This window comes from Mycobacteroides sp. H003 (assembly GCF_001440135.1).
GTDB classification, from domain to species: domain Bacteria; phylum Actinomycetota; class Actinomycetes; order Mycobacteriales; family Mycobacteriaceae; genus Mycobacterium; species Mycobacterium gwanakae.
Genome location: NZ_LJYL01000034.1, coordinates 337,179 through 350,213, shown reverse-complemented (window position 1 = coordinate 350,213; position 13,035 = coordinate 337,179). Strand labels below are relative to the sequence as shown.

Annotated in this window: 18 protein-coding genes; 14 read left to right on the top strand and 4 right to left on the bottom strand. The window is 64.7% G+C overall.

What is annotated here, in order from left to right; translation table 11 throughout:
* Positions 1 to 2: 2 nt before the first annotated feature.
* Genes AOT87_RS21810 through AOT87_RS21800 form a run of 3 tightly spaced genes read left to right on the top strand, consistent with a single transcriptional unit; the run spans position 3 to position 3,737 of the window.
* Positions 3 to 1,406 carry an ethanolamine ammonia-lyase subunit EutB gene (locus AOT87_RS21810; protein WP_057967463.1) on the top strand — a complete coding sequence of 468 codons (1,404 nt, stop codon included), beginning with the start codon at positions 3 to 5 and terminating at the stop codon, positions 1,404 to 1,406.
* Entirely contained in the window at positions 1,403 to 2,188 is a 786-nt protein-coding gene (eutC, locus tag AOT87_RS21805; protein WP_057967464.1) for an ethanolamine ammonia-lyase subunit EutC, read from the top strand. Before AOT87_RS21810 ends, eutC begins: the two co-directional genes overlap by 4 nt.
* Before the next feature lie 46 nt (positions 2,189 to 2,234).
* Positions 2,235 to 3,737: an acetyl-CoA acetyltransferase gene (locus tag AOT87_RS21800; RefSeq protein WP_057967465.1), complete on the top strand. Its 1,503-nt coding sequence runs from the start codon at positions 2,235 to 2,237 to the stop codon at positions 3,735 to 3,737.
* A 9-nt stretch (positions 3,738 to 3,746) separates the two neighbouring features.
* Here AOT87_RS21800 and AOT87_RS21795 read toward each other — a convergent pair whose 3' ends face one another.
* From AOT87_RS21795 to AOT87_RS21785, 3 genes are all read right to left on the bottom strand, one after another.
* Entirely contained in the window at positions 3,747 to 5,003 is a 1,257-nt protein-coding gene (locus AOT87_RS21795; protein ID WP_057967466.1) for a cytochrome P450, read from the bottom strand.
* 67 nt (positions 5,004 to 5,070) lie between these two features.
* A complete protein-coding gene (locus tag AOT87_RS21790; RefSeq protein ID WP_057967467.1) occupies positions 5,071 to 5,541 on the bottom strand; it encodes a hotdog fold domain-containing protein in 471 nt (156 codons plus the stop codon).
* Between the two features lie 60 nt (positions 5,542 to 5,601).
* Entirely contained in the window at positions 5,602 to 6,270 is a 669-nt protein-coding gene (locus AOT87_RS21785) for a pyridoxal 5'-phosphate synthase (protein WP_057967468.1), read from the bottom strand.
* A 384-nt stretch (positions 6,271 to 6,654) separates the two neighbouring features.
* Between AOT87_RS21785 and rpsJ the strand changes: the two genes are divergently transcribed.
* From rpsJ to rpsQ, 11 genes are read left to right on the top strand one after another with little or no spacing between them, the layout of a single operon-like run.
* Positions 6,655 to 6,960: a 30S ribosomal protein S10 gene (gene rpsJ, locus AOT87_RS21780; RefSeq protein ID WP_003883485.1), complete on the top strand. Its 306-nt coding sequence runs from the start codon at positions 6,655 to 6,657 to the stop codon at positions 6,958 to 6,960.
* 14 nt (positions 6,961 to 6,974) lie between these two features.
* Complete coding sequence (gene rplC / locus AOT87_RS21775) at positions 6,975 to 7,628, top strand: 50S ribosomal protein L3 (protein ID WP_030096693.1); 654 nt, start codon at positions 6,975 to 6,977, stop codon at positions 7,626 to 7,628.
* Between the two features lie 14 nt (positions 7,629 to 7,642).
* Entirely contained in the window at positions 7,643 to 8,284 is a 642-nt protein-coding gene (gene rplD, locus AOT87_RS21770) for a 50S ribosomal protein L4 (protein ID WP_030096694.1), read from the top strand.
* A complete protein-coding gene (rplW, locus tag AOT87_RS21765; RefSeq protein ID WP_005055645.1) occupies positions 8,284 to 8,586 on the top strand; it encodes a 50S ribosomal protein L23 in 303 nt (100 codons plus the stop codon). Before rplD ends, rplW begins: the two co-directional genes overlap by 1 nt.
* Positions 8,587 to 8,612: 26 nt before the next feature.
* Positions 8,613 to 9,449, top strand: a complete 837-nt coding sequence (gene rplB, locus AOT87_RS21760) for a 50S ribosomal protein L2 (RefSeq protein ID WP_030096695.1) — start codon at positions 8,613 to 8,615, stop codon at positions 9,447 to 9,449.
* Positions 9,450 to 9,458: 9 nt separating this feature from the next.
* The gene (gene rpsS, locus AOT87_RS21755; protein ID WP_030096696.1) at positions 9,459 to 9,740 is read left to right on the top strand and encodes a 30S ribosomal protein S19; all 282 of its coding nucleotides are present in this window, start codon (positions 9,459 to 9,461) and stop codon (positions 9,738 to 9,740) included.
* Complete coding sequence (rplV, locus tag AOT87_RS21750) at positions 9,740 to 10,213, top strand: 50S ribosomal protein L22 (protein WP_030096697.1); 474 nt, start codon at positions 9,740 to 9,742, stop codon at positions 10,211 to 10,213. The genes rpsS and rplV overlap by 1 nt, the downstream gene beginning before the upstream one ends.
* On the top strand, positions 10,213 to 11,028 hold the full coding sequence (gene rpsC, locus AOT87_RS21745) for a 30S ribosomal protein S3 (RefSeq protein WP_030096698.1): 816 nt from the start codon (positions 10,213 to 10,215) through the stop codon (positions 11,026 to 11,028). Before rplV ends, rpsC begins: the two co-directional genes overlap by 1 nt.
* Positions 11,029 to 11,030: 2 nt before the next feature.
* Positions 11,031 to 11,447: a 50S ribosomal protein L16 gene (gene rplP, locus AOT87_RS21740; RefSeq protein ID WP_030096699.1), complete on the top strand. Its 417-nt coding sequence runs from the start codon at positions 11,031 to 11,033 to the stop codon at positions 11,445 to 11,447.
* Positions 11,447 to 11,683, top strand: coding sequence for a 50S ribosomal protein L29 (rpmC, locus tag AOT87_RS21735; RefSeq protein ID WP_030096700.1), 237 nt, complete (start codon positions 11,447 to 11,449; stop codon positions 11,681 to 11,683). The genes rplP and rpmC overlap by 1 nt, the downstream gene beginning before the upstream one ends.
* On the top strand, positions 11,680 to 11,985 hold the full coding sequence (gene rpsQ, locus AOT87_RS21730; RefSeq protein ID WP_030096701.1) for a 30S ribosomal protein S17: 306 nt from the start codon (positions 11,680 to 11,682) through the stop codon (positions 11,983 to 11,985). The genes rpmC and rpsQ overlap by 4 nt, the downstream gene beginning before the upstream one ends.
* Positions 11,986 to 12,116: 131 nt before the next feature.
* Here rpsQ and AOT87_RS21725 read toward each other — a convergent pair whose 3' ends face one another.
* A complete protein-coding gene (locus AOT87_RS21725) occupies positions 12,117 to 12,968 on the bottom strand; it encodes an alpha/beta fold hydrolase (protein WP_030096702.1) in 852 nt (283 codons plus the stop codon).
* Positions 12,969 to 13,035 lie beyond the last annotated feature (67 nt).

The following is a 13,035-nucleotide window of genomic DNA, read 5'->3' as shown; positions in this document are numbered from 1 at the left end:
TTATGAGCACTTTTCGCCACACCGCAGGGCCGGTCACCTACCAGTTCGGATCGCTCGCCGAGGTTCTCGCGAAGGCCTCGCCGCCCCGATCCGGCGACGAGCTCGCGGGCTGTGCGGCGCAGTCGGATGCCGAGCGGGCCGCCGCACGCTGGGCGCTCGCCGAGGTGCCGCTGACGACGTTCCTCTCCGAGGAGATCGTCCCGTACGACACCGACGAGGTCACCCGGCTCATCATCGACAGCCATGATGCTGAGGCCTTTGCCGTCATCTCACACCTCACTGTCGGCGATTTCCGCGACTGGCTACTGGAGACGATCACCAAACCGCATGGGGCACAGTCGCTCAAAGATATTTCCGCTGGACTGACCCCTGAGATGGTGGCAGCCGTCAGCAAGCTGATGCGTAATCAGGACCTCATCGCAGTCGGCGCCGCGGTACGTAACCACAGCGCCTTCCGCACCACCATCGGTCTACCGGGCACTTTGGCGACCCGATTGCAGCCCAACCATCCCACCGACGACGCACGGGGTATCGCCGCCGCCACCCTCGACGGCCTGCTGCTGGGATGCGGTGATGCCGTCATCGGCATCAACCCCGCGACGGACTCCCCGCATGCCGCGGCCGACCTACTGCGCCTCATCGACGACATCCGATTGCGATTCGATATCCCCACACAATCGTGTGTGCTGGCACATGTGACCACCACGATGGAACTCATCGAACGAAATCTACCGGTGGACTTGGTATTCCAGTCGATTGCCGGGACCGAAGGCGCCAACGAGAGCTTCGGGGTCAACCTTGCACTGCTGCGTGAGGCGAACGAGGCCGGGCGTTCGTTGGGGCGCGGCACCGTGGGCAACAACGTCATGTACCTGGAGACGGGGCAGGGATCGGCGCTCTCTGCCGGAGCCCATATCGGGGTGGGCGGCGTTGCCGTTGATCAGCAGACACTGGAGGCCAGGGCATACGCGGTCGCGCGCGAGGTGGAGCCGCTGTTGGTCAATACCGTCGTGGGATTCATTGGGCCGGAATATCTTTACGACGGCAAGCAGATCATCAGGGCCGGGCTGGAGGATCACTTCTGCGGCAAGCTGCTGGGACTTCCGATGGGGGTGGACGTCTGCTACACCAATCACGCCGAGGCCGATTCAGATGACATGGATGTGCTGCTGACGGTGCTCACCGCCGCGGGGGTTGCATTCGTCATCGCCGTGCCCGGAGCCGATGACGTCATGCTTGGGTATCAGAGCCTGTCCTTCCACGATGCGCTGTTCGCGCGCCGTACATTCGGCCTGCGGCCGGCGCCGGAGTTCAACGAATGGCTTGAGCGCATGGGGATGCTGGAGCGTGACGGTGGGCTGCGTGAAATCGCGGTCAGCGACTCGCCATTGCGAGCGCTGTTATGAGCGATGTCGCGAGCAACGGTGCCGCACACGATATCTGGGACACGCTGCGTCGATCCACGCAGTCCCGAATCGGGTTGGGGCGCAGCGGTGATGCGTTGCCGACCACTCGAGTGCTGGAGTTCGGGACCGCGCACGCGGCCGCCCGGGACGCGGTGCACACGCCCCTGGATGCGAGCGCCCTGGCCGGACGCATCGACGGACTCGGGTTGGGTACGCCGCTGTTGGTGACCAGCCGGGCCGGCGATCGATCCGAATACCTGCGCCGTCCTGACCTGGGGCGGGCGCCCGCCGACGGCGCACTGGATGTGCTCTCCGATTCCAACGCCGATATCGGCATCGTGCTCGCCGACGGTCTATCGCCGCGAGCCCTCGACGACCACGGGGTGCAGCTATTGCAGGCGCTGCACCAGCGGCTTCGCGGGTACTCGATCGCGCCACTCGTCATCGCGACGCAGGCGCGGGTGGCACTGGGGGATCACATCGGTGCCGCGCTGGGCGTCGATACGGTGCTGGTGCTCATCGGCGAACGCCCGGGGCTGTCGGTGGCCGACAGCGTCGGGATCTACCTCACACACAATCCGATGGTGGGATGCACTGATGCACAACGTAATTGTGTATCCAATATTCATCCTCCGGAGGGGCTGGGTTATGACCAGGCGGCGCAGGTCGTCTCCGCTCTGGTAGCGGGGGCGCGTGAGATCGGCCGTTCCGGTGTTGACCTCAAGGACATGACGGGCGCGGGTAACCAGATCGAGGGGGCCGGTCCGGCATTGCCCACGTAGCGGGAGGCCCTCCGGGGCCAACCGGGTGGTTGGTTACCATCGGCTGATGGCCCTCGACCCTCGCACGCCGGTCCTCGTCGGTACCGGACAGGTCAACCAGCGCACAGACGCCGACAGCCCGTTCTCCGAGATCCCCGAGCCCATCGATCTCATGGAGCGAGCGGCCCGGCTGGCCGCCGAGGACGCAGGGGCGCTGGACCTGCTCACGGCCGTCGACACGGTGTCGGTGGCGAACATCTTCTCGTGGAAGTACCGCGACCCCGGTGCGCTCCTCGGCGAACGTCTGGGTGCGGCGCCCAAGCGGACGTTCTACACCGGTCCCAGCGGCAACTCGCCGCAGCTGTTGGTCAACCACGCGGCTGCCGACATTCTGGCCGGGGACGCCGATGTGGTTCTCATCGGTGGGGCCGAGATGTGGCGCTCACGCAACAAGATGATGGCCACGGGAGTGCAACCGTCGTGGACCACTCAAGACGAATCCATCGCCGAACCAACCATTCTCGGCGGCCGGATGGATCAGGTGGGCGGCGCCGAGACCACCATCGGCCTCATCTCTCCCGGCCACGTGTACCCACTGTTCGAGCAGGCGATCCGGGTTGCCAATGGTGTGTCCATCGCGGAACATCGGACCGCCATCTCTCAGCTGTGGCAGCGGTTCAACGCGGTGGCAGTACACAACGCTCACGCCTGGTCCAACGACGCATACACCGCCGAGGAGATCGCTACGCCGGGTCCCGACAATCGGTGGATCAGCTCGCCCTACACCAAGCTGATGAACTCCAACAACATGGTCGAGCAGGGTGCGGTGCTGCTGCTGACGTCCGTAGAAACAGCGCGACGGCTCGGAATTCCGGAGGACCGCTGGATATTTCCGCTCGCGGGCAGCCAGGCCAACGACACCTTCGCGCTCAGCGAACGCGATGAGCTGCACCGGTCTCCGGCCATCCGCCTCGCGGGAAGACGTGCGTTCGACATCGCCGGGCTGAGCACCGACGATGTGGACCTGATCGACATCTACTCGTGTTTCCCCTCGGCGGTGCAGGTTGCAGCCACCGAGTTGGGGCTGGCGCTCGATGATCCTGCGCGGCCGCTGACGGTCACCGGTGGGCTCACGTTCGCAGGTGGTCCCTGGTGCAACTACGTCACCCACTCCATCGCCACCATGGCAGAGCGGCTCCGTGAACTCCCGGGTGCGAAGGGGCTGATCACGGCCAACGGCGGATACCTGACCAAACACGCGTTCGGAATCTACGGAACCGAGCCGCCCGCATCCGGGTTCAGGTACGAGGACGTGCAGGCAGAGGTCGATCAGGAGCCCAAAACTGAGGCAGCCGACGGGTATTCGGGGGCAGCGACCGTCGAGGCCTGGACCGTCAACTACGGACGAGACGGATCTCCATTCCAGACGTTCGTGAGCGTTCGCACGCCCGCGGGGGCGCGTACCTTCGCCAAGATCGAAGACCGGGATGCGGCGGCGCAGATCGCGGATACCGATATCGCAGGCGCGTCAATCGAAGTCGCGGCAGACGGGTCGGCCCGGCTCAGTTAGTGCCGGCCGCTACCGCAAGCTGTAGCGGATGGGCAGGTGCTTGATGCCCCCGACGAATATGGTGGACATCCGCTCGACATCCCCGTCGATCTCGATGGATTCCAGCCGGGGCAGCAGTGCCGAGAAGAAACTGTTGACCTCCATCCGCGCCAGCGCGGCACCCAGGCAGAAGTGCACGCCGAATCCGAACGCCAAGTGTTTGTTGGGATCTCGACTCACATCGAAGGTGAACGGATTACCGAAGGTGTCTTCATCGCGATTACCCGAGGGGTAAGAGAGCAGCACCGAATCACCCTCAGCGATGGGGACGCCGCGAATCTCGGTATCGGCCGTCGCGGTTCGCATGAACTCCTTGACCGGCGTCACCCATCGGATCATCTCGTCGACTGCCAGCGGCATGAGATCGGGATTCTCGCGCAGCCGTGCCAGCTGGTCCGGATGCTGCAGCAGGGCTTCGAGCCCACCGGCGATGGTGGCGCTGGTGGTGTCGTGCCCGGCGGTGGCGATGATCGTGTAGTACGAGGCGGTGTCGACGTCGCTGAGCAGCTCACCGTCGACCTTCGCGTTGGCGATCGTTGATGCCAGGTCATCGGTGGGGTTCTCGCGGCGGGACGCGGTCAGACCGCTGAAGTATCCGAAGAAGTCCAGCAGGGCCAGCAGTTGCTCCTCCGGAGTGGCGCCGCGCTGGAACTCGGTGTCATCGCCGCCGAAGAGCTCCTGGGTGAGCTTGAGCATCCGGTCGAAGTCCGATTCGGGAATCCCGAGCAGAGACATGATGACGTACAGCGGGAAGTGCACCGCGACGTCCTGCGCGAAATCGCAGGTGCCGCCGGCCTCCATCAATTTGTTCACGTATCGGGTGGCCAGTTCGTCGGTGCGGAGTTTCATGTCCCGCATGGCCTTTGGCCGGAACCAGTCGGCTCCGATGGCGCGCAACACGCGATGCTTGGGATCGTCGATATGCACCAGGGTTTTGAGCTCGATCCCCATGGCCGCCTGCTTGTCCAGCTCGGCCTCTTGCTCGAGGTTCATCAACAGCGGACGCGGTTCGTTGATCCAGAGCGTGTTATCGCGCTCGACGTCCATGATGTCGTCGTGCTTGGTGACCGCCCAGAACGGTCGATAGTTGTCGGTGACGACTCTCGCCACGGGCTGTTCATGCCGTAACAGGGTCAGCGCGTCGTGCAGGCGGGGCTCGTCGGCATAGGCGGTCGGATCGGCCAATACTCGGCCGGCTTCCTCGATTTCAGACAGTGCGGTGGCCATAGCCGGAGTGTGCGCGCGGCACACCATAGATTTGTCTATAACGGCAAAATTTGGCCGCCGAAGGTGTTTAGGCGGGGGTCACCCAGGTGGTGATCTCTGCCTTCACCACTTCCTTACCGTCACGATCGGTGATGCTGATCGGCACCACGACATCGGTGCCTTCGGTGATCGAGGCGAAGTCCAGGCCCTCCAACTTGGCGACGGCTCGCAGCGAGGTGGTGGCCTTACCGAGGTACTGCACATTCATCGCCTTGGGAATCCACCGATGTGAGGACGGGGTGGTGGCCTCCATCAACATGCCCATCGCGACCTCGGCCAGGTTGCATGCGGCGATCGCGTGGAATGTCTTGAGATGGTTGTAGACGAAGTACCACTTGGGAGCGGTCACCTCGCAGTAGCCCGGCTCCATCCGGTGCACATGCGGCACCACGGAGGCGAAGTAGGGGACACGGGCCATCATGGCGGCGGAGAACAGGGCGGAGCCGCCGGGCTTGTTCTGCAGACGCTGCCAGGCCTTATAGGTCGGAGATGCACTCACAGCACGTACCTTACTCGAAAGTAAGATGACTGCGAACCCGGCCGCCGACTCCTCCTCGATTCACGGCCAGAGCTGGGTGCGCTCCCATCCGTCGTCAGCGCGTTGGTAACTCAGCCGCAGGTGTTTCCGGTCGGGGGAGCCCTGCCAGAACTCCACCTGCGTGGGCCGTACCGAGTACGACACCCACTCAACCGGTGCCAGCTCCGGGTCGTCTGCCAACTTCCGGTGGGCCTTGTCGAGCTCGGCGTCGATTTCCGCGGCGTCCGCCAGTGGCTGGCTCTGCCGCAGTGTCAAGGCCATGGCGCGGGATCCGATGGGCCTGCTCACGAAGTCGGCAGCGCTCGCCTGTGCACCGTCGTCGACAACCGTGCCCACCACTCGCACCTGCCGCACCACCGCCGGCCAGTGAAAGGTCAGCGCCGCGACAGGATGCGATGACAGATCGCGGCCCTTCTGACTCACCGAGCTCGCCGCGAAGTGCCAGCCGTTCTCGTCGATGGCCTTCACGATCAGCACCCGTGCGCGCGGTGCACCCTGCGCGTCGACCGTCGAGATCGTCATCGCGTGCGGTTCGGGAACGCCTGCCTGCGCCGCCTGCTCGATCCATTCGGCGAACAAGGGGAGCGGTTCGTCAGGGGCGCCGTCGATGTTGAACGGTGGGGCACTGCCGGAGAGGACGGGCAGTGCCCGCAGAAATGAACGCCCTCCGTCGGCTTCTGACCAGCGCACGTCACGACCTCCTCAACGGATCTTGTACTAGCGTTCCAGAGGTCCCCGGATGCGCAGGTCAGGGGCTCGCAGTTGCCGCTGCCGGGTGGGTGAACCAGGGATTTGGCCGCAGCCGCGGGATAAGGCATACTGTTCGGGTTGCCGTGAACCGGTTGCAGTGCCTTGGGTCGCCCATGGTGCGCTGCGAACGGGGACGGCGAACCACAAGCGCCCTTACGGGCGCGTCGGCCCAGTCCAAGCGGCGAGAATTTTCGACGCGGACGACTGCGCGCGAGGGCGACACGCCCGACCGCGGGGGTCGGTGAACTACGACAGGTAAACAGCGGCGGTATCGGGTGGTGCGCTTCGGCGCGCTCCGGACCAGTGATAGTAGAGGTAGGAAGCGTGGCGGGACAGAAGATCCGCATCAGGCTCAAGGCCTACGACCATGAGGCCATTGATGCCTCTGCGCGCAAGATTGTTGAGACGGTGACCCGTACCGGCGCGAGTGTCGTTGGACCTGTGCCGCTGCCAACCGAGAAGAACGTGTATTGCGTTATCCGGTCGCCGCACAAGTACAAGGATTCGCGCGAGCACTTCGAGATGCGCACCCACAAGCGGCTCATCGACATCCTCGACCCGACGCCGAAGACGGTTGACGCGCTCATGCGCATCGACCTGCCGGCCAGCGTCGACGTGAACATCCAGTAGGAGAACCAGAAACCATGGCAAGAAAAGGAATTCTGGGCACCAAGCTGGGTATGACACAGGTGTTCGACGACAACAACCGGGTTGTCCCGGTGACCGTCGTCAAGGCCGGACCCAATGTGGTGACCCGCATCCGCACCCCCGAGCAGGATGGCTACAGCGCCGTTCAGCTGGCGTTCGGTGAGATCAGCCCGCGCAAGGTGACCAAGCCGGTCACCGGTCAGTTCGCTGCTGCGGGTATCAACCCCCGTCGCCACCTGGCCGAGCTGCGTCTGGACGACGAGGCCGCTGCCGCCGAGTACGAGGTCGGCCAGGAGCTGACCGCCGAGATCTTCAGTGATGGCGCGTACGTGGACGTCACCGGAACCTCGAAGGGCAAGGGCTTCGCCGGAACCATGAAGCGTCACGGCTTCAGTGGTCAGGGCGCAAGCCACGGTGCGCAGGCCGTGCACCGTCGTCCCGGCTCGATCGGTGGCTGCGCCACCCCGGGTCGTGTCTTCAAGGGCACGCGGATGTCCGGACGTATGGGTAGCGATCGCGTCACCACGCAGAACCTGGTGGTGCACAAGGTTGATGCTGAGAACGGCGTACTGCTGATCAAGGGTGCCATCCCCGGACGTAAGGGTGGCCTGGTTGTGGTCCGCACCGCTGTCAAGCGAGGTGAGAAGTAGTGTCTGAGGATTTTTTGAAGATCGCAGTCAAGGCTCCGGGCGGCAAGACGGACGGCTCCATCGAGCTGCCGGCCGAATTGTTCGACGCCCCAGCCAATATCGCGCTGCTGCACCAGGTGGTGACCGCTCAGTTGGCCGCAGGCCGTCAGGGCACCCACTCCACCAAGACGCGTGGCCTGGTGTCCGGTGGTGGCAAGAAGCCTTACCGCCAGAAGGGAACCGGCCGTGCCCGTCAGGGTTCGACCCGCGCCCCGCAGTTCACCGGTGGTGGCATCGTCCACGGCCCGCAGCCGCGTGACTACAGCCAGCGCACGCCCAAGAAGATGATCGCCGCCGCCCTGCGCGGTGCGCTGTCTGACCGGGCTCGCAACGGCCGGATCCACGCGATCACCGAACTGGTTGCCGGACAAGAGCCCTCGACCAAGAGCGCCAAGTCGTTCCTGGCCGAGATCAGCGACCGCAAGCAGGTACTGGTGGTGCTGGGCCGCGACGATCTGACTTCGGTCAAGAGCGTCCGGAACCTGCCGAACGTGCATGTGCTGGCCTACGACCAGCTCAATACCTATGACGTGCTGAAGGCCGATGACGTGGTGTTCAGCGTCGAGGCCCTCAACGGCTTCATCAACGCCAAGAAGAAAGAGGAGGTGTCGGCCTGATGGCAACCATCGCTGACCCCCGCGACATCATCCTGGCCCCGGTGATCTCGGAGAAGTCGTACTCGTTGATCGAAGACAACGTGTACACCTTCATCGTCCACCCGGACTCGAACAAGACGCAGATCAAGATCGCCATCGAGCAGATCTTCAGCGTCAAGGTCTCCTCGGTGAACACCGCCAACCGGCAGGGCAAGCGCAAGCGCACCCGCACCGGTTTCGGACAGCGCAAGAGCACCAAGCGCGCCATCGTCACCCTGGCACCGGGTAGCAAGCCGATCGACCTGTTTGGAGCCCCCGCGTAGTCGGGGAGTAGAGGACTAGAGAAGACATGGCTATTCGCAAGTACAAGCCGACGACCCCCGGTCGCCGCGGCTCGAGCGTCGCCGATTTCTCGGAGATCACTCGCTCGACTCCCGAGAAGTCGCTGGTTCGCCCGCTGCACGGCACCGGTGGCCGTAACGCCCACGGCCGCATCACCACTCGTCACAAGGGTGGCGGCCACAAGCGTGCCTACCGGTTGATTGATTTCCGTCGCCACGACAAGGACGGCGTCAACGCCAAGGTCGCGCACATCGAGTACGACCCCAACCGCACCGCGCGTATCGCGCTGCTGCACTTCCTGGACGGCGAGAAGCGTTACATCATCGCGCCGGTCGGGCTGTCGCAGGGCGACGTGGTGGAGTCGGGCGCCAACGCCGACATCAAGCCCGGCAACAACCTGCCGCTGCGCAACATCCCGACGGGTACCACCGTGCACGCCGTGGAGCTGCGTCCCGGTGGTGGAGCCAAGATGGCCCGCTCTGCCGGTGCCGGAATCCAGCTGCTGGGCAAGGAAGGCGCTTACGCCTCCCTGCGTATGCCCAGCGGTGAGATCCGCCGTGTCGACGTGCGCTGCCGCGCCACCGTCGGCGAGGTCGGCAACGCCGAGCAGGCCAACATCAACTGGGGTAAGGCCGGCCGTATGCGGTGGAAGGGCAAGCGCCCCACCGTCCGTGGTGTCGTGATGAACCCGGTCGACCACCCGCACGGTGGTGGTGAAGGTAAGACCTCCGGTGGTCGTCACCCGGTGAGCCCGTGGGGCAAGCCCGAAGGCCGCACCCGCAAGCCCAACAAGGCGAGCGACAAGCTCATCGTCCGTCGCCGGCGCACCGGCAAGAAGCGCTAGGAGTAAGCGATGCCACGCAGCCTCAAGAAGGGCCCGTTCATCGACGACCATCTGCTCAAGAAGGTCGACGTACAGAACGAGAAGAACACCAAGCAGGTCATCAAGACCTGGTCGCGTCGGTCGACCATCATCCCCGACTTCATCGGCCACACCTTCGCGGTGCACGACGGGCGCAAGCACGTCCCCGTCTTCGTCACCGAAGCAATGGTCGGTCACAAGCTGGGTGAGTTCGCCCCGACGCGGACCTTCAAGGGTCACATCAAGGACGACCGAAAGAGCAAGCGGCGCTAATGACTACAACGACTGAATACCCATCGGCCAAGGCCGTTGCACGGTTCGTGCGGGTCTCGCCGACCAAGGCACGCCGGGTCATCGACCTGGTGCGCGGCAAGTCGGTAACCGACGCCATCGACATCCTGCGGTGGGCACCGCAGGCAGCCAGCGAGCCGGTTTCCAAGGTCATCGCCAGCGCTGCTGCCAACGCGCAGAACAACGACGGCCTGGATCCCTCCACCCTTGTGGTGACGGAGATCTTCGCCGACGAGGGCCCGACCGCTAAGCGCATCCGTCCCCGCGCGCAGGGTCGTGCATTCCGGATCCGCAAGCGCACCAGCCACATCACCGTGGTGGTGGAGAGCCGTCCCAAGTCCGAGAAGGGTGGTAAGGGCGGAACCTCACAGGCCGCCGCTCGCGCCCGCCGGGCCGAGGGCTCGAAGGCTGCCGCCAACAAGACCACCGCTGAGGCGAAGGGAGGCTCGCGCTAGTGGGCCAGAAGATCAATCCGCACGGTTTCCGTCTCGGTATCACCACCGACTGGAAGTCCCGCTGGTACGCCGACAAGCAGTACGCGGACTACGTGAAGGAAGACGTGGCGATCCGCCGCCTCCTGGCCACTGGCCTGGAGCGCGCTGGCATTGCCAAGGTGGAGATCGAGCGCACCCGTGACCGGGTTCGCGTTGACATCCACACCGCACGTCCCGGCATCGTCATCGGCCGTCGTGGCACCGAGGCCGACCGCATCCGCGCCGACCTGGAGAAGCTGACCAAGAAGCAGGTGCAGCTGAACATCCTCGAGGTGAAGAACCCCGAGGCCGAGGCGCAGCTGGTTGCCCAGGGTGTCGCCGAGCAGCTCTCGAATCGTGTGGCGTTCCGTCGCGCGATGCGCAAGGCCATCCAGTCGGCCATGCGTCAGCCGAACGTCAAGGGCATCCGGGTGCAGTGCTCCGGCCGTCTTGGCGGTGCTGAGATGAGCCGCTCGGAGTTCTACCGCGAAGGCCGGGTGCCACTGCACACGCTGCGCGCCGACATCGACTACGGCCTGTACGAGGCCAAGACGACCTTCGGCCGTATCGGTGTGAAGGTCTGGATCTACAAGGGCGACATCGTCGGTGGCAAGCGCGAGCTCGCCGCCTCGGTGGCCGCGCCTGCCGGTGACCGTCCGCGCCGTGAGCGTCCGGCCGGTGCCCGTCCGCGTCGTAGCGGCGCCTCGGGTACCACCGCGACGAGCACCGAGGCCGGCCGTGCCGCCGCTGAAACCCCGGCCGGAGATGCTCCGGCCGAGACAAGCACGGAGAGCTGAACATGCTGATTCCCCGTAAGGTCAAGCACCGCAAGCAGCATCACCCGAAGAAGAAGGGCACCGCCTCGGGCGGTACCACTGTTGCCTTCGGTGACTACGGCATCCAGGCGCTGGGCCACGCATACATCACGAACCGGCAGATCGAGTCCGCTCGTATCGCCATCAACCGGCACATCAAGCGTGGCGGCAAGGTGTGGATCAACATCTTCCCGGACCGCCCGCTGACCAAGAAGCCCGCCGAAACCCGCATGGGTTCCGGTAAGGGTTCGCCGGAGTGGTGGGTTGCGAACGTCAAGCCCGGTCGTGTGCTGTTCGAGTTGAGCTACCCGAACGAGGAGACCGCGCGCGAGGCCCTGACGCGCGCGATCCACAAGCTGCCGATCAAGGCGCGCATCATCACACGAGAGGAGCAGTTCTGATGGCAGTGGGAATTTCCGCTGGCGAACTGCGGGAAAGCACCGAAGACGAGCTGATCACCAAGCTGCGTGAGTCCAAGGAAGAGCTGTTCAACCTGCGCTTCCAGATGGCCACCGGTCAGCTCGCCAACAACCGTCGGCTGCGTGCGGTGCGCCAGGAGATCGCGCGCATCTACACGGTGATGCGTGAGCGCGAGCTCGGATTGGCCGCAGGACCCGATAGCGAGGACAGCAAGTGAGCGAGACCAAGAAGGCCGCCGGGCCTAAGCACACCCCGGCCACCGAGCAGCCGCGTGGGCGTCGTAAGACCGCCATCGGCTACGTCGTGTCGGACAAGATGCAGAAGACCATCGTGGTCGAGCTCGAGTCCCGTAACCGGCACTCGCTGTACGGCAAGATCATCCGCACCACGTCGAAGGTCAAGGCCCACGACGAGAACGGTGACGCCGGTGTCGGCGACCGCGTCTCGCTGATGGAGACCCGTCCGACCTCGGCCACCAAGCGGTGGCGCCTGGTCGAGGTTCTCGAGAAGGCCAAGTAAGCAGATACGCATAAAGCGCGCCGTTCCCGAAAAGGGGCGGCGCGCTTTTGCGTTGGGCGTGCATTGCGCCGAGTGCATACCGCACGCAGATGCATCCGGCGATTTGTCTGCGTGCGGTATGCGTTCGACGACTAGCGCCGCAGGAAGTCCACGACCGTCTGCTCGAAGGCCTGCTTGGCTTCGATCATCACCCAGTGGCCGCTGTTGGGGAAGATGTGCAGTTCGGCGTTGGGGATGAGCCGCATCGGCACGATCGCCATGTCCGGCGGGCTGACCCTGTCGTCGCGGCCCCAGGTGAGCAGGGTCGGGCACTTGATCTTGTGCATCATCGCCCAGTACGGCGCGATGTCGGCGTTCGCGAGGAACTGCTGTTGCATGGCAAAGGCTTTGGAGCCGTACATCAGCTGCGCGGTTTTGTGCGCGTCCGGGTTGATCGCCGCTTCCCAACGCTCCTCGATGAGTTCCTCGGTGACCACGGCGGGATTCCACACCATCGAGTTGAGCCAGCGGACCAACTTGTCGCGATCGGGGTTGTCGGTGAACTCCTGCAGCAGGCGCAGGCCCTCGCTGGGGCTCGGGCTGAAGATGTTCGGTCCTACGCCGCCGATGGTGACGAGTTTGGTGATGCGATCGGGGTGCTTGATCGCCAGGTTGATGCCGACGACCCCGCCCATCGAGTTCCCGACGATGGCGGCGGATTCGATGCCGAGGCCGTCCATGAACCGGATGACCGAGGCGCCGGCCGTCAGGACCGGGTGCCCCTGCACGGCGTCGCTGACGCCGAACCCGGGGAACTCCAAGACGTAGGTGTGGAAATGCTTCGCGAAAACCTCGAGGTTCCCGCGGTAATTGCGCCACCCGGTCACGCCGGGCCCCGAGCCGTGCAGCAGGATCAGCGGCTCGCCCTCCCCGGCCTCGTGGTAGCGCAGCACACCCTCATCGGTGGCCAGTTCCTTTTTGGTGCCCTCGTATGTCACGTCCACGACATAAGAGTAGAACGTGTTTCAGTTTCCGGTGACGGCGGTGCCCGCTGAGTGGGTGATCCGCGCA

Coding starts and splice junctions, on each gene's coding strand:
- AOT87_RS21795 (WP_057967466.1), bottom strand. CDS start 5,003: ATGGCCACCGCACTGTCTGAAATCGAGGAAGCCGGCCGAGTATTGGCC.
- rplW (WP_005055645.1), top strand. CDS start 8,284: ATGGCAACCATCGCTGACCCCCGCGACATCATCCTGGCCCCGGTGATC.
- rplC (WP_030096693.1), top strand. CDS start 6,975: ATGGCAAGAAAAGGAATTCTGGGCACCAAGCTGGGTATGACACAGGTG.
- rplV (WP_030096697.1), top strand. CDS start 9,740: ATGACTACAACGACTGAATACCCATCGGCCAAGGCCGTTGCACGGTTC.
- rplB (WP_030096695.1), top strand. CDS start 8,613: ATGGCTATTCGCAAGTACAAGCCGACGACCCCCGGTCGCCGCGGCTCG.
- rpmC (WP_030096700.1), top strand. CDS start 11,447: ATGGCAGTGGGAATTTCCGCTGGCGAACTGCGGGAAAGCACCGAAGAC.
- AOT87_RS21800 (WP_057967465.1), top strand. CDS start 2,235: ATGGCCCTCGACCCTCGCACGCCGGTCCTCGTCGGTACCGGACAGGTC.
- eutC (WP_057967464.1), top strand. CDS start 1,403: ATGAGCGATGTCGCGAGCAACGGTGCCGCACACGATATCTGGGACACG.
- AOT87_RS21810 (WP_057967463.1), top strand. CDS start 3: ATGAGCACTTTTCGCCACACCGCAGGGCCGGTCACCTACCAGTTCGGA.
- rplP (WP_030096699.1), top strand. CDS start 11,031: ATGCTGATTCCCCGTAAGGTCAAGCACCGCAAGCAGCATCACCCGAAG.
- rpsS (WP_030096696.1), top strand. CDS start 9,459: ATGCCACGCAGCCTCAAGAAGGGCCCGTTCATCGACGACCATCTGCTC.